Annotated in this window: 15 protein-coding genes and 12 tRNA genes (1 of these 27 running past the window's edge); 22 read left to right on the top strand and 5 right to left on the bottom strand. The window is 34.2% G+C overall.

Translation table 11 applies throughout. The features are described from left to right. The 12 genes from B1R93_RS06645 to B1R93_RS06590 all read left to right on the top strand — a co-directional run. A tRNA-Gln gene (locus B1R93_RS06645) sits at nucleotides 1–55 on the top strand; it begins 47 nt to the left of the window's first position. Nucleotides 56–83: 28 nt separating this feature from the next. After that, nucleotides 84–159 (top strand) — tRNA-Phe (locus B1R93_RS06640). A gap of 5 nt (nucleotides 160–164) precedes the next feature. Then, nucleotides 165–237, top strand: a tRNA-Thr gene (locus B1R93_RS06635). A 77-nt stretch (nucleotides 238–314) separates the two neighbouring features. Then, nucleotides 315–399, top strand: a tRNA-Tyr gene (locus B1R93_RS06630). A 7-nt stretch (nucleotides 400–406) separates the two neighbouring features. Continuing rightward, nucleotides 407–480 (top strand) — tRNA-Trp (locus B1R93_RS06625). A gap of 20 nt (nucleotides 481–500) precedes the next feature. Continuing rightward, nucleotides 501–576: transfer RNA gene (locus tag B1R93_RS06620), tRNA-His, on the top strand. Between the two features lie 9 nt (nucleotides 577–585). Next, a tRNA-Gln gene (locus B1R93_RS06615) sits at nucleotides 586–660 on the top strand. A gap of 2 nt (nucleotides 661–662) precedes the next feature. After that, nucleotides 663–737: transfer RNA gene (locus tag B1R93_RS06610), tRNA-Gly, on the top strand. Nucleotides 738–755: 18 nt separating this feature from the next. Then, nucleotides 756–830, top strand: a tRNA-Cys gene (locus B1R93_RS06605). A gap of 15 nt (nucleotides 831–845) precedes the next feature. Then, nucleotides 846–931: transfer RNA gene (locus B1R93_RS06600), tRNA-Leu, on the top strand. 27 nt (nucleotides 932–958) lie between these two features. Next, nucleotides 959–1,035, top strand: a tRNA-Arg gene (locus tag B1R93_RS06595). 4 nt (nucleotides 1,036–1,039) lie between these two features. Continuing rightward, nucleotides 1,040–1,121, top strand: a tRNA-Leu gene (locus tag B1R93_RS06590). 581 nt (nucleotides 1,122–1,702) lie between these two features. Here B1R93_RS06590 and B1R93_RS22690 read toward each other — a convergent pair. The 3 genes from B1R93_RS22690 to B1R93_RS06575 all read right to left on the bottom strand — a co-directional run bounded on the left by B1R93_RS22690 (nucleotide 1,703) and on the right by B1R93_RS06575 (nucleotide 2,994). After that, the gene (locus B1R93_RS22690) at nucleotides 1,703–2,038 is read right to left on the bottom strand and encodes a tyrosine-type recombinase/integrase (RefSeq protein ID WP_165763747.1); all 336 of its coding nucleotides are present in this window, start codon (nucleotides 2,036–2,038) and stop codon (nucleotides 1,703–1,705) included. An 85-nt stretch (nucleotides 2,039–2,123) separates the two neighbouring features. Beyond that, entirely contained in the window at nucleotides 2,124–2,504 is a 381-nt protein-coding gene (locus B1R93_RS06580; RefSeq protein WP_088103125.1) for a hypothetical protein, read from the bottom strand. Then, nucleotides 2,467–2,994 carry an LAGLIDADG family homing endonuclease gene (locus tag B1R93_RS06575; RefSeq protein WP_088103124.1) on the bottom strand — a complete coding sequence of 176 codons (528 nt, stop codon included), beginning with the start codon at nucleotides 2,992–2,994 and terminating at the stop codon, nucleotides 2,467–2,469. The genes B1R93_RS06580 and B1R93_RS06575 overlap by 38 nt, the downstream gene beginning before the upstream one ends. A 461-nt stretch (nucleotides 2,995–3,455) precedes the next feature. On the opposite strand from B1R93_RS06575, the gene B1R93_RS06570 reads away from it, so the two are divergent. The 4 genes from B1R93_RS06570 to B1R93_RS22685 all read left to right on the top strand — a co-directional run bounded on the left by B1R93_RS06570 (nucleotide 3,456) and on the right by B1R93_RS22685 (nucleotide 9,703). Beyond that, on the top strand, nucleotides 3,456–6,209 hold the full coding sequence (locus B1R93_RS06570; RefSeq protein ID WP_088103123.1) for a type I restriction endonuclease subunit R: 2,754 nt from the start codon (nucleotides 3,456–3,458) through the stop codon (nucleotides 6,207–6,209). 126 nt (nucleotides 6,210–6,335) lie between these two features. Then, on the top strand, nucleotides 6,336–6,929 hold the full coding sequence (locus B1R93_RS06565) for a restriction endonuclease subunit S domain-containing protein (protein ID WP_088103122.1): 594 nt from the start codon (nucleotides 6,336–6,338) through the stop codon (nucleotides 6,927–6,929). Continuing rightward, the gene (locus tag B1R93_RS06560) at nucleotides 6,926–8,482 is read left to right on the top strand and encodes a type I restriction-modification system subunit M (protein WP_088103121.1); all 1,557 of its coding nucleotides are present in this window, start codon (nucleotides 6,926–6,928) and stop codon (nucleotides 8,480–8,482) included. The genes B1R93_RS06565 and B1R93_RS06560 overlap by 4 nt, the downstream gene beginning before the upstream one ends. A 3-nt stretch (nucleotides 8,483–8,485) precedes the next feature. Continuing rightward, nucleotides 8,486–9,703 carry a restriction endonuclease subunit S gene (locus B1R93_RS22685; RefSeq protein WP_133058612.1) on the top strand — a complete coding sequence of 406 codons (1,218 nt, stop codon included), beginning with the start codon at nucleotides 8,486–8,488 and terminating at the stop codon, nucleotides 9,701–9,703. Between the two features lie 197 nt (nucleotides 9,704–9,900). Here the strand turns inward: B1R93_RS22685 and B1R93_RS06550 are convergent, their stop codons facing one another. Next, nucleotides 9,901–10,452 (bottom strand): recombinase family protein, encoded by a 552-nt coding sequence (locus B1R93_RS06550; RefSeq protein WP_088103428.1) that lies wholly within the window; start codon nucleotides 10,450–10,452, stop codon nucleotides 9,901–9,903. Nucleotides 10,453–10,916: 464 nt separating this feature from the next. Next, nucleotides 10,917–11,300, bottom strand: coding sequence for a hypothetical protein (locus B1R93_RS06545; protein ID WP_088103120.1), 384 nt, complete (start codon nucleotides 11,298–11,300; stop codon nucleotides 10,917–10,919). A gap of 1,099 nt (nucleotides 11,301–12,399) precedes the next feature. Between B1R93_RS06545 and B1R93_RS06540 the strand changes: the two genes are divergently transcribed. From B1R93_RS06540 to istA, 6 genes are all read left to right on the top strand, one after another. Further along, nucleotides 12,400–13,311 carry an ABC-three component system protein gene (locus tag B1R93_RS06540; protein WP_088103119.1) on the top strand — a complete coding sequence of 304 codons (912 nt, stop codon included), beginning with the start codon at nucleotides 12,400–12,402 and terminating at the stop codon, nucleotides 13,309–13,311. After that, nucleotides 13,308–13,550 carry an ABC-three component system middle component 6 gene (locus B1R93_RS06535; RefSeq protein WP_088103118.1) on the top strand — a complete coding sequence of 81 codons (243 nt, stop codon included), beginning with the start codon at nucleotides 13,308–13,310 and terminating at the stop codon, nucleotides 13,548–13,550. Before B1R93_RS06540 ends, B1R93_RS06535 begins: the two co-directional genes overlap by 4 nt. After that, nucleotides 13,541–15,280, top strand: a complete 1,740-nt coding sequence (locus tag B1R93_RS06530) for a DUF2326 domain-containing protein (protein WP_088103117.1) — start codon at nucleotides 13,541–13,543, stop codon at nucleotides 15,278–15,280. The genes B1R93_RS06535 and B1R93_RS06530 overlap by 10 nt, the downstream gene beginning before the upstream one ends. Before the next feature lie 521 nt (nucleotides 15,281–15,801). Then, nucleotides 15,802–17,223, top strand: coding sequence for a reverse transcriptase domain-containing protein (locus tag B1R93_RS06525; protein WP_133058611.1), 1,422 nt, complete (start codon nucleotides 15,802–15,804; stop codon nucleotides 17,221–17,223). A 159-nt stretch (nucleotides 17,224–17,382) separates the two neighbouring features. Next, nucleotides 17,383–18,180 carry a DUF2971 domain-containing protein gene (locus B1R93_RS06520; protein WP_165763746.1) on the top strand — a complete coding sequence of 266 codons (798 nt, stop codon included), beginning with the start codon at nucleotides 17,383–17,385 and terminating at the stop codon, nucleotides 18,178–18,180. A gap of 504 nt (nucleotides 18,181–18,684) precedes the next feature. Further along, on the top strand, nucleotides 18,685–19,266 hold a 582-nt coding region (istA, locus tag B1R93_RS06515; RefSeq protein WP_133058626.1), incomplete at its 3' end, for an IS21 family transposase.

Here is a 19,266-nt window from a genome sequence, read left to right as displayed (position 1 = left end):
GAATGCCTGCCTGTCACGCAGGAGGTCGCGGGTTCGAGTCCCGTCCGGACCGCCATTTTTAAAAAGTTGTTTTCTTTATATTTGGCTTGGTAGCTCAGTCGGTAGAGCAATGGACTGAAAATCCATGTGTCGGCGGTTCGATTCCGTCCCAAGCCACCATTTATGCCGGTCTAGCTCAATTGGTAGAGCAACTGACTTGTAATCAGTAGGTTGGGGGTTCAAGTCCTCTGGCCGGCACTGTTTTAATTTTACTAATATACCTTACACCTATTGACTAAGAGATTCATATTGTGTATCATAGGTATTGTTCCTTTGGAGGGGTAGCGAAGTGGCTAAACGCGGCGGACTGTAAATCCGCTCCCTAAGGGTTCGGCGGTTCGAATCCGTCCCCCTCCACCATTTACATAGGGGCATAGTTTAACGGTAGAACAGAGGTCTCCAAAACCTCCGGTGTGGGTTCGATTCCTACTGCCCCTGCCAACTAATTTTATTTTAATATGGCGATTGTGGCGAAGTGGTTAACGCACCGGATTGTGGTTCCGGCATTCGTGGGTTCGATTCCCATCAGTCGCCCCATTTATTTATTGGGCTATAGCCAAGCGGTAAGGCAACGGACTTTGACTCCGTCATGCGTTGGTTCGAATCCAGCTAGCCCAGCCAATGCGGAAGTAGTTCAGTGGTAGAACACCACCTTGCCAAGGTGGGGGTCGCGGGTTCGAATCCCGTCTTCCGCTCCATTTACATGTCTAAAAATTGGCGGCATAGCCAAGTGGTAAGGCACGGGTCTGCAAAACCCTTATCCCCCGGTTCGAATCCGGGTGCCGCCTCCATAGATTTTCTGCCGTGCCGGGGTGGTGGAATTGGCAGACACACAGGACTTAAAATCCTGCGGTAGGTGACTACCGTGCCGGTTCAAGTCCGGCCCTCGGCACTTTTTTCTATTTCAGGACAAGTTTTAGCGCCCGTAGCTCAATTGGATAGAGCGTTTGACTACGGATCAAAAGGTTAGGGGTTCGACTCCTCTCGGGCGCGCCATCTAGCCGGTGTGGCGGAATTGGCAGACGCGCACGACTCAAAATCGTGTTCCTTCTGGAGTGTCGGTTCGACCCCGACCACCGGTATCATACATAAAAATAAGGTTAATTTTAGATAAGATTAAAAACTCAGAAGTGTTGATTTATCAACACTTCTGAGTTTTTTGTTTTTTGGAGAATAAGTTAGAAACAGATAGAATACGATTTTTTTTTACACGAGATTTTACACATGGCTGATTTTTTTTACACAAACAAATGTGTACCTTTTAATAGGATTAAAAAGTAAAAGTAATAAGTATTTAGCTTAAGGTCCTTAAGCTTATTTAAGTATTAGCAATGGCAATACAAAAAAGCTTATCAAGTTTCTATGACTTGATAAGCTTTGACCACTTCTAGTTTTCTTCATTCACTTTCATCGTATATACGTTTCATTTGTGATTTTCTCGTCCTCCTCTTCTGATTCGTCTAAAAGATGTATATATTTTTTATAAGTTGTCTCAATATCACTATGACCTAGACGCTTACTTACATAATGTAATCTTGTACCTTTATGTTATCAGTACACTACCGAGAGTATGTCTTAGTCCATGCACACCAATAAGCGGAAGGATGTTTAAATAAAGTAAAACTTCTTTTAATAATTTATTCGGACGCTCATTTGTGATCACTTAGTACTTAGATTTTTGATTATAGAAGACCAAACGATTTTTATTGTCCTGTAGTGTTTCAAATAAATCTTTAAACGCACTCATTGTTTTTATGTTGACGCTAATTATTCTGTCACAGTATGTTCCATTGGACGTCTTCTTGGTACGGCCAAATCCTAATTCTTTTTTATTACTATACCCCCAAGTTTTATCAACATTGATTTTGTTGTTCTCAAAGTCAAAGTCTTCAAAAGTGAGACCAACAAGTTCTGCAAAACGTAAACCTGTTTCTAAACCTAATAACAATAAATAATACACTATATCTTCATGAAGCCTCTTTAGTAATTCTTTATACACCAATTTGCTATCGTTATAGTTTAAGTGTTTTTCACTTTCATCCTTAGCAAGTACTGTGTAATATATATTAGTTTATAGAGTGAAATTACGAGGAATAATTGCTGGGGTATTTACGCTGTTTATCTCCACAATTAATAGAACAATAAAGATGATCGTTTGCTTTTGCTACAAACTTGTTGTCACAAAAGTTATATGCACATGTTACCGACTGTCCGATTCTAGACGGGGCTGCATATTTTGGTTTTAAATTCTCTAAATCACTAAGTATATCAATAATTCCTTCTTTCTTTTCCTCATAGCAAATACGACAATCAGAATACATTCTAGCTAAAATATTTACAACATCATGGAAAGAATGATAAACAAGTATGTACTTTTCACCTAACTCATTACTGGATTTATGAAATTTAGCTACGGATAGAAGTAGTTTATCTTCGTTTATCCAAATTGTAGTTACCATCCCCATCTATAACGCCTCGTAAAAAATCACCAAAATACTCATCAGGAATTGCAAGCTTATTTAAATTGTAGGTCTTATTTGGTTCTAATCCAATTTCTAAGCAAAACTGATATAAAGGAGTAGAGGTAAATTGAAGTTGATAATGAGTGTACTCCTTTCCTTGAAACTTTGCTGTTACTTCATTTACATCTTGATCCCTGCCGGTAAACTCTATGATGATCTTATATAGTAAATCGGTTAAGTATCGTTTGCTTTTGCTAGTAATTTTAATTTGATTGCGGTCCTTTCTCAAGGTACCATCAGTAGCTACAATGCCTATTAGATATGCAATATTTTTGTTCCATGTAATTTCATCTAACTCTGCTTTGACTTGTTTTATGTAAGTTCCATTTCTTACTGTATTTGCAAATCCGTAGTGCTCTTTGCAATAATTTTTTTCTTTTAGACGGTAAGTTAAAATTTCCTTACTACACCATGCACATTTTGTTTTTTTCAATTTTATCAACCTCTTTCAGTTTAATTTATTTGGCATTCTACTTTTGGAATTCTACTTATTGAAGATACCTTTAGTTTAAAAAGAAATAGAATGGAAGAAAAATTTTGAAAAGGACAAATTGGCTTTGTAAACAACTAAAATAAAATTGTATGAAGTATTTATTAAGTAAACTCGCTTTTGATATCGTTTAAGAGGGAGCGGGTATTGTTTTTAATCTAAATGGTCTAAAATAGACTATTTAAACTCAATGTCTACATGTCACAAATCTTATGGGATTTAACTCTAGGCTCCTCAAGCTCACCCGCTCCATTTAGAGTCAGAAGAGGAGCGGGTGTTTTATTGAGAAGGATAAAGTTGATTATAGGTTATGTATCAGGAATTATACATTTATATGTTGAAATTACTGGAAATAAAATTGATAATAATGATAATACATATATTTTTATTCGGAGGTGAAACGATTGTCATATCAATCAGAAGCTCAACTAGAGAAAAAAATGTTAGAAAACCTTATAAAAGAGCGTTATGAGCAAGTAACGATTAAAGACTATGATTCATTGGTAGCCAATTTTCGTAAACAGCTTAATGAGTTTAATAAGAAAAAGTTAGAGGGTAATCCTCTATCAGATACAGAGTTTAGCCGTCTTCTTACGATGGTCGACGGCAAAAGTATTTTTGAAAGTGCAAAGATATTACGTAATAAGCAAATTTTACAGCGTGATGATGGAACAGAAGTTTATCTTGAGTTGTTTAATACTCGTGAATGGTGCAAGAATATCTTCCAGGTTACGAACCAAACGACGGTAGAAGGTAAATATAAAAACCGCTATGATGTAACGATTCTTATTAACGGTTTACCTATGGTGCAAATTGAATTAAAGCGCCGAGGACTCGATTTTAAAGAAGCTTTTAATCAAATTCAACGGTACCGTAAACATTCATTTAGAGGATTGTATCGATATCTTCAATTGTTTGTTATCAGCAATGGTGTTGATACGAAGTACTTTGCGAATTCTGATAGTGATATTCTTTTTGGTTATACGTTTTACTGGTCGGATGAAGAGAATAAGCGTATTACTAGACTATGTGGTTTTACAGAGAGCTTTTTAGAAAAATGTCATTTAGCGAAGATGATTGCTCGATATATGATTATTAATGAAACAGATAAAAACCTGATGGTGATGCGTCCCTATCAGGTCTATGCAGTTGAGGCATTGGTAAAGAGGGCAACTGAAACAAAGAACAACGGCTATATATGGCATACGACAGGTAGCGGTAAGACATTGACTTCTTTCAAATCTAGTCAGATATTAGCCAATGAACCAAGTATCAAAAAAGTGTTCTTCCTTGTTGACCGTCAAGATTTGGATAGTCAAACGATAGAGGAATTTAACAAGTTTGAACCTGATTCTGTAGATACGACGGATAAAACTGATAAGCTAGTAGAACAAATTAAAGATATGACTAAGCCGCTTATTTTGACGACGATTCAGAAGATGGCGAATGCAGTAAAGAATAAGAGATACGAAAACATTATGAAGAACTACCGTGATGAACGTGTCATTTTTATTATCGATGAGTGCCATCGTAGTCAATTTGGTAAGATGCATACAGCAATATCTAAGCATTTTCATAATGCTCAGTATTTTGGTTTTACTGGAACACCTCGTTTTGAGGAAAACAAGAGTCAGGACGGGCGTGTGACGGCTGATTTATTTGAAAAGTGTTTACATACATATCTAATTAAAGATGCGATTCATGATGGCAATGTGTTAGGCTTTTCTGTGGAATACATTAAAACCTTTGATGGTGATTTTGATGAGGGTGACCAAACAAAGGTGAAGGGTATTGATACAGAAGAAGTATGGATGGCAGAAGAGCGATTAGAGTTGGTCGCAAAAGACACTCTTGAGCACCATGATCGTAAATCAAAGAGTAAAGGATATACAGGTCTATTTACAGTAGATAGCATACCGATGCTCGTAAAATACTACGATATATTTAAGAAATTAGACCATAATTTAAAAATTGGAGCGATCTACACATTTGGAGCAAATGAAGAGAGTGAAGGACAAGATGAAGAGCATTCTCGTGATAGTTTAGAGCGCATTATGAAAGATTACAACGCTATGTATGGTACTAACTTTTCAACCGATAAGTACCAAGCATATTTCAAAGACGTGTCAAAAAAGGTGAAGAGCGCACAAATTGATATACTTATTGTCGTCAAAATCTTCTTAACAGGCTTTGATAGTAAGACGCTTAACACTCTATATGTAGATCGGAATTTAAAGTATCACGAATTGGTCCAAGCATATTCGCGTACAAACCGTGTGGAGAAAGCAACTAAACCTTATGGAAACATTGTTTGCTACCGGAATTTAAAAGAGAATACGGATGAGGCGATTCGCTTATTTTCTAAGACTGATACGGTTGATACTGTATTGATGAGAAGCTATGAGGAGTACTTAGAAGAGTTTCATAATGCCCTTGGTAAGCTTAAAAAAGTTGCTGCTGAACCGAGCGATGTTGATGGACTACAGCGTGAAGAGGACAAGCATGAGTATATAGTTGCCTTCCGTGATTTAACGAAAAATCTTGTTCGGATCCAAACATTTAATGAGTTTGAGTTTGATGCTGATATATTAGGGATTGGTGAACAAACTTATCAAGATTATAAGAGTAAGTATCTTCGTATTTATGATGAAACAAAGAAAACGGATCCAGGTAAGGTCTCAATCTTAAACAACGTTGATTTCTCAATTGAACTAATGCACACTGACAGGATCAATGTTAGTTACATCATGAACTTAATCCGAAACATTAACTTTGATGATGCAGAAGAACGAGAAAAGACAGTTAAATTAATTGAGGAAGAACTGAACAGAGCAGATAATGAAGAGCTCCGTTTAAAAGTAGATTTGATAAAGTCATTTTTACAAAATGTTGTACCTACTCTAACGAATGAAGATTCTGTGGATGATACGTTCAATGAATATGAGAGACAACAAAGAAACAAAGAAATTGAGCAATTTGCTTACGAAGTGAACGTACCAAAAGAAACAGTACAAGAATTTATCGAAGAGTACGAATACAGCGGTGTTATTAAGCAAGAGGAGATTAGTGATACAATAAAGCTACCTTTGTTAAAAAAGAAAAAAATGATTAAAGAGATCGTTCATTTTATCGATGAACACACGAAACGATTCTCATGATGTTTAGTTATTTCTAAAAATAACAGTAAAAGTTCTTGCTTTTGCTGTTATTTTTTTGTATGCTGAATTCAGTTCAAAAATAAATGATGTTATTTATAAAAATAACAAAAGAGGGAGAGGGGAGAGTTGAAGCTAGAACAATATGCCAAGGTGTACCAAGGACTAGTATTATCTCGCTTTCAAACGATGCCAGGGACGGATGCAGTCGCTTTTTCGTTATATACGATGAAAGAAATGAGTGATAGTCTCGGTTTTGAGTATCACGGAAGCACTGAAAAACTTAAAGAAACGCACATATCAAAAGAAAAAGCGAATGAGCTGCCGATAACTAAAAAGGGTATGGTTTTAATTAATTTAACATCACACAGAGCTGTTTCTGTTCGTCTGGAACATGAAGGGTTGCTAGTTCCTTCTAACTTTGCTGTCATTGTGCCAGATGAGCGACTTGATGCGTTGTACTTAGAATGGTACATCAATGAGCATCCTTCATGTCGTAAACAGTTACGACTAGCTACACAAGGCGCAGTTATTGGTTCATTATCGATTCAAATGCTGAGGGGTCTATCAATTGAATCACCATCACTGCAACAGCAATATACGATGCGTAATGTCTATATGAGTGTTCAAAAAAAGAAGAAGTTACTAAATGAACGAGTTGAATTAGAAGAAAAGTTAGCAAAGCATTTACTATTACAATCCCTTAAGGAGGAAATAAAATGACATCATCCGAAAAGCAACGCCAGCAACAAGCGGAGTTACATAAGAAGCTTTGGAATATGGCAAATGACTTACGTGGTCAAATGGAAGCATATGAGTTTAAAAACTATATTCTAAGCTTAATTTTCTATCGCTACCTATCTGAGAAAACAGAAACACGAGTAGCAAAACTATTAGAGGAAGACAAGATTTCGTATGAAGAAGCATGGATAGATGAAGAAATGAGAGAAGCATTAGCAGAAGAGCTAATTCAACAAATCGGTTACGTAATCGAGCCAGAATATTTATTCTCTAACATGATTAATGAAATCGAGAAAGGTGACAATGGGAAGTTTGATACTGAAATGTTGCAAAGAGCAATCAACTTAGTAACAGAGTCTACGCTAGGGGCAGATAGCCAAGATGACTTCCAACACTTATTTGATGATATGGATTTAGCATCATCAAGACTTGGACGTGACGTAAAATCTCGCTCTAAGCTAATTGCAAAAATTATGGTTAGTATTAATAACATTCCGTTCTTACATGATGATGTTGACATTGACATACTTGGTGATGCCTATGAGTACATGATTTCACAGTTTGCCGCAAGTGCTGGTAAGAAAGCTGGTGAGTTCTATACACCGCAACAGGTTTCTAAAATCCTAGCAAAAATAGTGACAACAGGAAAAGAGAAATTACGTAATGTATATGACCCTACCTGTGGTTCGGGCTCTCTACTATTACGAGTAGCGAAAGAAGCTGAAGTAGGTAAATATTACGGGCAAGAATTAACATCAACAACATACAATCTGGCTCGAATGAACATGTTGCTTCATGATGTATCGTATCAGAGATTTGATATTCGTAATGATAATACTCTAGAAACCCCTGAACATAAGGACCTACGATTTGAGGCTGTTGTTGCCAATCCACCATATAGCGCGAAATGGAGTGCAGATCCGAAGTTCTTAGACGACGAGCGTTATAGTGTGTATGGAAAGTTAGCACCAAAATCTAAAGCAGACTATGCGTTTATCCAACACATGATTCACCAGTTAGATGATAATGGAACCATGGCGGTTGTTCTGCCTCACGGTGTACTTTTCCGTGGAGCTGCGGAAGGTGTTATTCGAAAGTATTTAATTGAAGAAAAGAACTACTTAGATGCGGTGATTGGACTACCGGCAAATATTTTCTTCGGAACATCGATTCCAACTTGTATCCTTGTGTTTAAAAAATGCCGTGAAGCTGATGATAACGTGTTATTTATTGATGCTTCGAGTGAATTTGAGAAAGGAAAGAACCAAAACCTACTACGTGAAGAAGATGTAGAGAAGATTGTTCAAACGTATATCAACCGTCAGACGATAGATAAGTACTCGTATGCTGCGTCATTAAAGGAGATTAAGGAGAACGACTATAACCTGAACATTCCTCGTTATGTTGATACGTTTGAGGAAGAAGAACCTGTGGATGTGGTTGCAGTACAGGCGAGGTTGAAGGAGATTGATGAAGAGATTAGTGAAATAGACAGTGAATTAGAAAAGTACTTACTAGAATTGGGGGTGGATTAAAAAGTGATAACAAAAACCGATATTTATTCACCTAAGCTACGTTTTCCTAATTTTAATGATAGTTGGACATTCTATAGATTGTCAGAAGTAAGTAATGTAAATGATGGAACGCACTTTACACCTCAGTATGTTTCAGAGGGAGTACCTTTTTGGAGTGTTGAAACAGTAGTAGGTAATGCTCAACCAAAATTTATTTCTAAAGAAAGTCATGACGAAATGATAAGAAGGTGTCGTCCCAAAAAAGGAGACATATTATTAACTCGTATTGGAACGCTATGTAGATCTAAGCTAATTGATTGGGAAGCAGAATTTAGTATATATGTTAGTCTTGCTTTAATAAGCCCTGTAAAAACTGTCTTGGGTTCCTATTTACACACCTATTTTCAAACAAAGATTTATGAAAAAGAGTTTCTTTCAAAATCATTACTAACAGCAAGTCCTAAAAAGATAAACGTCGAAGACTTGAAAGGAACACGGGTAAGTATCCCAGGAAAAGAAGAACAGAAAGAAATTGCCTCCTTCTTCTCTCTTCTCGATCAAAAAATCGAAAAGCAACAAGAGAAAATTGGGCAATTAGAGTTGTTTAAAAAGGGCATGATGCAGAAGATTTTTTCACAGGAAGTTCGGTTTAAGGATGAGGATAGTAAGGAGTTTCCAGAGTGGGAAGTCTATACATTAGCTGATGTTTCTGATGTACGAGATGGGACTCACGACTCACCTAAATATATTAGCGTAGGATATCCTTTGATTACTTCAAAGAATTTAAAGTCAAACGGGAAGATTAATTGGAATGATATTAGTTATATATCGCAGTTCGATTACGAACAAATAAATAAACGCTCTAATGTAGATAAAGGAGATATTTTGTTTGGAATGATAGGAACTATTGGAAACCCAGTATTAGTTAATAATAGTGATTTTGCTATAAAAAATGTAGCTCTAATTAAGGAAAGTGAAAAGTTACTAAATAAATATCTTATTTACTACTTAAAGTCTGACCACATTAATAAGCAATTTTATTTAGAACAAGCTGGTGGAACACAAAAATTTATCGCGTTAGGTTTAATAAGAAGTTTGAGTATTTATGCTCCAGGTATTGAAGAGCAAAAAAAAATTGCATCTTTTTTATCTAGTGTTGATGATAAGCTTGAAAAAGAAAAAGAAAAACTAGAAGCATTACAGCAACAGAAAAAAGGATTTTTACAACAGATGTTCATCTAGATACAAATAGGCAATGGCAAACAGACCATTGCCTATTTATATCCTTTATAAATTTTTTTTAGGCACCTAAAAATTTCTTGAATCCATTGATTAACGTATATAATCAAGCTATAAATAACGCGCTCCAATTTTCACAGTATAAAAAGGAACGTGGTTATTTATATAGGAATCAGTTTACTTTATACATTGGAAACCTTCTAGCCTTTTTCTTTTATTGATCGATATAATGTTGCTTTTGATACTCCGGTCATTTCCTCAATTTCTTTTACTGTGTATTGTTGACTATTATATAATTTAATAGCTTTTTCGACTTTTTTAATATCAGTTTTAGGCCTTCCACCTCTTCTTCCCCTTGCCCTAGCACTCTCTAATCCAGCTTTTGTCCTTTCAACAATTAAATCCCGTTCCATTTCTGCTAGAACTGCTAACATTCGGAACATGGCTTTACCTACAGCGGTTGTAGTATTAATATTATCACGAATTGAAACCAGCTCTATGCCAAGGCGTTCTAATTGCTCGGAAAACTCAATAATCTTCTTTGTGGAACGCCCCAGTCGATCTAATTTATAAACTACTAAAATATCTCCCTGACGCGCATATTCAACTAGTTCATTTAGTTGCGGCCTATTGTCTTTCATCCCGCTTATTTTCTCTTGATAAATCTTTTCACATCCCGCATTTTCTAGTGCATCAATTTGTAAGTCTAGTGACTGGTCAGATGTACTTACGCGACAATATCCAATTTTCACCATATATCAGTTCCTTTCCAAATCATTTCATTTAAAGTGTATCAAAAACGATATTTTAGACAAATTTAGAAACGATGTTTTTGAAATGACTTTTGGAACATGTTATTTGTTGAAAAGTAATAGTTTATAAACTTTAACTAAGTTGTCTCAAAAACATTCGTTTATGATACGTTCGTTTTCAATGAGGAACTAGCGACTCTTACTAATAGGAAAGGACTATGCTTTTTTCAAGGAAAGAGATTATGTAAAGATTTATATTCTACGATATAAAGAGAGGAGAGCAGGCGGAGATTCGTGAAAACTGTTAAGGAAATTATACAATATTTATAGGCATACATCACAATTGGTATCCAGGGAAAAGCTGCATGAGCGAGCAAGATTATTTAGGTAAGGTTGGCGAAGCGGACGTTCGACACAAAAATGGGAGAAGGGGGATTAGTAACCCTTCTCTTTTATGTTTTGGATCACTTGTCTCTACGGATCTTCTCAATTTCAGCTTTTACATGTGCTTTGCGTTGCTCGCGCTTTCTTTTTCGTTCTTCATTTATTTGTTTTTGCGTCTTTAGTTCGATAGTTTCAATCCGCATCTCTCTTTCACAATCATCTATCGCATCCTTGTCATTATCCCAAACATCAAGCACATTCTGATGAATAAGATTATCGTATAATTTTTCATCGCTCGGAAGTCCATAATATTCGTTTTTGATTTCTTCAACTTTATTAAGTGAGAGACCGGTTTCCTTCGCTATTTTTTCTAATTCAATTTTTTTATTTAGCATTTTAATTACATTTGTAGTTAGTTTCATGACTACCACGTAGCGCTTTCGTTCAAATTTTCCAATCACCATTCTAATATCACTCCCTTGAATTACACTATCATTCTACACGAGTTTCATAATACTTTGCTTTTTCCTCAACGGTTAAGAGGTCAATTATCCTTTCATTTTCCATTACGTTCCTTCGCTTTCTTTACTCCTTTTGTGCATCTTTATAAATTCACTTACATCAGAAGTGTCTGCCTCATTAGGATCTGTCCGCACAACATAACGTCGGTCTGCAATCTTATCAATTTCATCCTACGATTTATCGTTACATAACCCTTCTATTAAAATATCTAAATTATCTTCTGCTAATGTTTTTGCAACGGTGTCATTAGGGTTATCAAATAAATCTGTTTAGAGCAGGCTTTCATCTATATAAAAAGGAGAGAGTGCAGAGTCTCTTCTGCTTAAATTAATAATAAATCCTACAATATACTAATGCGAAAAATGAAAGGAGGGATTAATTACAATCAAATTTCTTCGTTATCGAAAAGTAATGGAAGCGACTAGAAGAGTTCTCCGGAAAAGAAACAACATTAACCTACTTTTTACAGGACAAGTCCTACCAGAACAAGTCCTACCAGAACGTTAACACAGGAAGAACAAAAGCTACAGAATAAGAAGTGATGCACATAAAGTAGAAAAAAGGCTTTATGAAAAAAATGATCATTAGTTTTGAAATGAGGAGCGGGTATAATGAAATTTTAATTTTAACAATTTTAAAAAGAAAGATATATGTTCTAATGCTTGAAACAGGTTCATTGATGGAATACTATTTAGATAGTGACAAGTTTATTGAAGGTATAGCATCTTTATGAAATTGTTGGCTGCGTTGAAGTCCTAGTTGTTATATTAACCGACTAGAACTTCAATACAGCCAACCATCATCGTCACATGGTGGTTAGGCAATATAAAAACATGATACTTTGTATGGACTATGGGTGACAGGTCGCTTGCAGATTAACGATTACCTTGTCCATTTAAAGTTCTATACATTAAATGTCATTGGGCAACAGTGTAATAACCTCAGACTGAGGGGGCTAGTTCGTTGGCGAGTAACAGAAATTACCATTATAATAGTTAATGAAGTAAATAGCTAATTGTTTAATGATGAGGGAGTTTATGCATGAATTCACAAGAAAAGACGATTTTAAGAATAATGTTTAAAAATAAAATATACAAATGTGATGGTCAATCATTTGAGGATTTATTTACATCTGTTATGAATTATGCAGAGAAAGACTTTCAATCCATTAAACCTTGGGGGAATATTGGAGACAGAAAAAATGATGGTTATGTAAAAACGACCGGAACATACTATCAGGTTTTTGCACCAGAAGAAATTGAAAAATCTTACCCGAGCACCGTGAAAAAACTTCATACAGATTTCAACGGATTAATTGATCAGTGGTCCCCAGTGAATAGCTTTTATTTTGTTATAAATGATAAATATAAAGGCGTAAATGCTGATGCAGAACAAGAAATTCAACAAATAAAAGAAGAACATGGGCTAGAGAATGCAGCAATTCTTACTGCAAAGGATATTGAAAACATCTTGTTTGAGTTGGAAGAGGATCAAATATTTAGTGTTGTAGGAATGCTACCAGATCCAAGTAATATTAAAAATATTGATTACTCCATATTAAATGAAGTTATTGCGCATATAATGGAACTACCAATACAATCTAATTTAAATGGGAAAATGGTGTTACCGGATTGGGATGATAAAATACAATTTAATAATTTGTCTGATACAGTGGCAGGGTATCTGAATACAGCTTCATTTCAGCTTCATAATTTGGAAGCATATTTATCGGATAACAGTAGCTTTGTTGCAGATGCGTTGAGAGATAAAATTAATGAAGTTTATGAACAAGAAAAGAAAAACAAAAATGGCGATCAATTATTTATGGCGATGGTTGAACAACTTAGCCCCAAACAGACCCAACCATACCAGAATACGGTTATTATTATAATGGCGAAATATTTTGAGACCTGCGATATTTTTGAAGAACCAAAAAGGGAGGAAGAAAGATGATTATGCCAACTAAACATACCCATTTTTCAGAATCCTTACTTGGTTTCGGTGGGTATCTCCTTAAGAAACTTGATTCCAAAAGGACAATAGATTCATTGTGGAATGAGTACCAAAAAGATTTATCTAATAAACACTTCACAGCAAAGCATAACTTTGACAATTTCTTACTCACTCTTGTATTTCTTCATTCCGTTGGAGCGATTGAAGAACGGGGTGGAGGTGTTGTAAAGTGCAACTAATAAAAGTGTCTGCGAATCAACCTACTTTTAAAACAGTTAATTTTAATAAAAGTGGCTTAAACTTTATTGTAGCTAAACAGAAGGATGCTAAAAACAAAGATGTTGGGAAGACCTATAATGGGGTTGGGAAATCTTTGTTAATTAGTATTATTCATTATTGTCTGGGGTCTAGCACAAAAAATTACACTTCCTTTTGTGATAAATTGCCTGGTTGGGAATTTTCCTTAGAATTTGCAGTAGGAGAAACTCATTATACTGCAACACGTTCAACGATTAATCCGAATAGAATTAAGTTAAATGGTGAAGAATTAACTTTATCCAAATTTAATGCAAAGCTCGAAGAACTTTGTTTTCAAATCCCAGATGAAGTTGCCAATTTATCCTTTAGGTCATTGCTGCCTTTCTTTATTAGACCTAACAAAAAAAGTTATGTGAGTTTTGATGAAGCTTCAAGAACTCATAATCAATACCAAAAAATGCTGTACAATGCATTCCTGTTAGGTTTGGATGTATTCTTAGCGCAAAAAAAGAATCACTTAAAAAAAGAGCAAGATCGAATTAAGAACTTGGAAACGAACTTTAAGAAGGATGATCTATTAAGGGATTTCTTTTCCGGACAGAAAGATGTGTCTCTAACTATCGATGATCTAGATGAACAAATAGAAAAATTAGCGAAAAGTTTGAAAAATTTCAAGGTTGCAGATGATTACTATGATGTTCAATTAGAAGCGGACAAAATCGAAAGGAAATTATTCCAATTAAATAATAAAATAATATTACTGAAAAACAATATAGCTTCTATTGAGAAGAGCTTAAAAATAGAGCCAAGTAAAGATAACTTAGATGACATACAAAAAATTTATGAAGAAGTTAATGTACATTTTACTGATTCTGTAACCAAAACCTTATCTGATTTGGAATCGTTTTATGAAAAGCTTGTTGCCAATCGTAAAAGAAGGTTGCTGGAGCAGAAAAACAAACTTGAATTAGAAATTGATGAAAAGTCTGAAGATGCTCAGAAGTTGCAAACTAAATTTGACAACCTCATGAAGTATCTTGGGGATCACGAAGCTTTAGATGTTTTTGTTGCTCTGAGTGAAAAAAGTTCAAATTTAAAGTCCAAACGTGAAAATTTGAAGAAATATCAAGTTCTTCAAACAGAATATAAAGAGAAATTAAGAGAAATTGAAAAAGATCAAATTGAACAATCTGAGGTAACGGACGATTATTTAAAGGGAATGCAGTCAGAAATTAGTGAGCTGCGGAATTATTTTCGTAATCTCGTTAAAAGGTTTTACCCGAAAAGCGTAGCGGGTTTGACCATTGAAAATAACGACCGTGACAATCTGCAAAGATACGATATTGATGCTAAGATTGAGTCGGATAATTCGGATGGAATTAATAATGTGAAAATATTTTGTTATGATTTGACACTGTTATTCAAAGGTCAAAACCATAATATGAATGTTATTTTTCATGATAGCCGATTGTTTGATGGAATTGATGAACGCCAAAAGGCTGAACTTACGAAAGTTCTTAATGAGAAGTTTTCAAATACGGATAAACAGTATATTGCTACAGTAAATCAGAACCAACTCACTGAAATGTATAATATATTAGGTGAAGATATATATAAAGACATAATTGAGGATAACACAGTTCTTGTTTTAACTGACGAAGATCCTTCAGAGAAATTGCTGGGTATCCAAGTGGATATAGAAGACAATTAATATTATATTTAGGTACCAAAAAGGCTCATCATAATGGATATGGTGGGCTATATTTATGCTGATTTTTAGGTCTGTACTCCAATTTACTCACCTCACTTGTTTTTATTACGTTTGTATCGTTGGATTTCTTACTCCACTTCTGTAATGAGCTCTTCTGAGGATTTTATTTTAATAGTCTTTTTCATTTCAAGTTTTTATCATAAAATGAGATCTAAACGTTGGTGAAAAAGTCTAGAAATGCTATAATATAAATGAATTTACATAGAGTAATTCTCGGTAACCTATTGGTTGCCGACCCCAATGGGGACCCTGTTCCAATTAGGATATAATATAATTATAACTAAATTGGATACAAACACAGGAGCTGATTTAATGATTGACTTATTGTTCCTGAATAGTCAACTATACTATTAGTTGGCCTGAAAACTAACTCTCGTTGTATCGAGAGGAATGGTATGAAAGCATCATCCCTATCTGCCAATGAATAGAGGGAGGTGCTTATTTTTTTGGGAGAGGCTTTTATGTTAGATGAAAAAATTCGAGAAATTTTTAGTGATGATAATTTTATAAAACAATTTAAAAGATATAAATTAAACAAGACAGATAAATATAGAAAAAAGGTTCTTATACCGATGGGTGTTGATGGTGTTGCGTGGAGAACCTTTGAGGAAAATATTAAAGATATAAGTAGTAATGTATGTAAAAGGGCCATAAATGAAAATTATTTTTTTTCATCTTTTAGAGAACTGGAAGTTCCAAAACCGCCATATATAAAATTGAAAGAAGCAAAAGAAGCAGGCAAAACCAGAATATTATCCATTGCCACAATTAAAGACGTTATTTTCCAGAAGCTGTTTTATATGGCCATTGAAGATTTTTGTGAAGATAAGTTTAATCAACTTGATGATAATGTAAATTATGCTTATAGACGAGGTAAATCGGCTCCTATGGCGGTAAGAAAAATACATAGGTTTGTTAGCATGGAGAAATATGAGTATGTTTTGGATGCAGATCTGAAAAAGTTTTTTGACGAGATAAATCATGAATTATTATTGCGTAAGATAAGTAAATTCTTTGGTGAAGAGCAGCTAACTATTACCTATTTAAAAAGGTTTTTCTCAGCTGATAGAACCCCCTACAGTGACTATAAAGGAAACGTAGATGTTTACTATTCAAGAAAACCTCTAAGAGTACATAGAGATAAGGGAATTCCGCAAGGCGGTGTATTATCAGGGTTAGTTGCTAACATATTTTTATTTGACTTTGATAACTTTATTGTTAGCGAACTTACCAAAAAATACAATAATAGAATTAAATATGTAAGATATGCAGATGACTTTGTGGTGCTGTTTCAAAATAAAGAAGACATTAAGCCAGTTTATATTGATATTAAGATGTATTTAGAGAATGAAAAACTTACTCTTCATGATATTGGTAATAAAACAAAAGTGATTGATATGTCTGAAGATAAAAAAGAAAAGCTTGAATTCTTAGGATATAAAATTTCTCCTAAAGCTATCACCGTAAAAAAAGATAATTTAATTAAGTTTAAGAGAAGGATTTCAGAAATAGTTAATCAAACAATAATATATAAAAAATCGCCTGAAAAGGGATTGAAGATACTAGTTAATAGAATAAGTTATAAAATATTGGGTAATATTGGTTTTGAAGATTCGGAAAATTGTCCGATATGTGGATTTCAAATACCAAAGAGAAACTGGTTAAATTACTTTTTGTCAATAACGGATGTTAGAAAGTTGAGATCATTAGATATTTGGATTAGGAAACAAATTTATAAAGGTTATTATCATAAAACTCAACAAAAATTATCTAAAAAAGAACTTATGAAATATGAACTTCCATCTTTAGAGATGATGTATTATCAATATAAAAAAGATTTAAGTTCTAAAACAGTATATTGCATGTGCGATAAATTTGTATAATATGATGAGGTATATGGATGGGGGCGCACCCTATAAATCTGCTAAAAAACTTTATCATAAATCTTTAAATCTGCTATTTCTTAAAATCATATTAAATTACTACATTATAATAGTTTGAAATGCTAGGGTGATAAAATGCATTTTTGGATGAAGGAATACATGAGACTTTTTTTTGAAAATAGAGAAGAAAGTTATCAATTAAAGTACAAAAACATTCCAAGAAATTTATATAAATACCAGCCGATAAGTGATTCTATTAGAGAAGATAGATTGAAGGCTCTAAAAGAGAATAAAATTTGGATGACAAAGGCACCTTATCTAAATGATCCCTTTGATTGTCAGCCAACATATTATAATGAAAAAGAATTAAGGAAGTTTATTGAAAAAGAAGGCATTCATGAAAAAACAGGAAAGACAATAGATTACTTAGTTGAAGCTACAAACGAAAGTTTAGAAATGTTTAGAAAGAACCTTAAAGTATCTTGCTTCTCAGAAACTAACTTTAATATGCCTCTATGGGGTAATTATGCTGATAATCATAGAGGAATATGTATTGAATATGATTTTACACAGCTTGAACCAAAAGATGATTTTATAAAAAAGATATATCCTGTTGGTTATGATGAAAAGAGATACAATATAACTAATATTTTGAAGAGTATTATAAATAATGAATATAAATCAAATCCATATGTGCTATTCTTTTTAGTCATGATGAAACACGACAGTTGGAAATATGAAAAAGAGTGGCGAATTATTGATTTTGATTTTGAAGAAACATCTGGAATAGGTTCGTTAATTGAATGTCCAGTAAAACCTACAGCAATTTATTTTGGATTGAATTGCAGTGATAAGGATATCGATGATATAAGCTCAATAGTAAATAAGACAGAAACAAAATTACATAAGCTAGAATTGAATAACAACGAGTATTTTAATCTAAACATACATGAATAAGATTTAAATAGTCGAGGACTATCCTTGCCTATTGCTGCCTCTTAAACAACCGCGGTGAAGCGTATCAAGCATCTGTAATTGTTTTCAATGCCCTATTTACATAAATTCCCAATACACAAATTTTACACAAAGCCTCTATAAACCCTTATTAAATAAGGGTTTTCAAGGCTATCTCTAGACTGACCACCGCTATCTATTGTACACTTCGTCAATTACAGAAGAATTAAGTAATATCAACGTTTACAACGTCTTTCTACAAGTAGTAGGAAGGCGTTTTTTGATGTTTGTTATAGTTAATTTTCTCACGACAAAATATATTCAAATCGTGTTCACTGTTAGGGGGAATTAGCTATGGCAAGACGTAAAAATGTATTAGATGAAAATGAATTAGCTGTTATTGTTAACAACGGTGATAAAATCCCCAATATAAACGGTTAAAAATTCCCCAAATTTAGCGGATAATGGTCTCGATACACAAATTCTTGGAGTGGAGAGACATTAGACATGATAGAGATAGGGGAATTTTTTATGATTAAAGAACTTTATCAGAAAGGGTGGACAATCAGCGCTATCGCTGAAGAAACTGGATTTGACCGAAAGACTGTAAGAAAATACATTAATCAGTCTGAACTGCCGCAATACAAGACTCGTAAGCAGAAGAAGGTAGACAAGAAGAGGAAATTAGAAGACTACGAGGATTATATACTTTCCAGGTTGAAAGAAGGTACTACAAATTGTGTTGTTCTCTTAGAGGAAATTCAAGCAATGGGTTACAAAGGCCAAATGACAATACTTCGAGATTTTGTGAGGGTATATCGACAAAAGCCAAATAAGCAAGGAAGTGTCAGGTACGAAACACCTCCCGGTTTACAAGCTCAAATGGATTGGGGTGAATTAGGGGAACATTTCGTTGATGGTAAGTTACAGAAACTTTATGTATTTGTAATAGTATTAGGCTTTTCACGTATGAAGTATATGGAGATTACTACTACTATGAATTTAGAACAGTTAATGAAATGTCACATGAATGCTTTTGCCTATTTTAATGGAGTCCCTAAACAGATCTTATATGACAATATGAAAACC

Origin of the sequence: Halalkalibacter urbisdiaboli (assembly GCF_002156385.1) — a bacterium.
In the GTDB taxonomy this organism is placed as follows: domain Bacteria; phylum Bacillota; class Bacilli; order Bacillales; family Bacillaceae_D; genus Halalkalibacter_A; species Halalkalibacter_A urbisdiaboli.
This window is presented reverse-complemented; position numbering and strand designations above follow the sequence as displayed.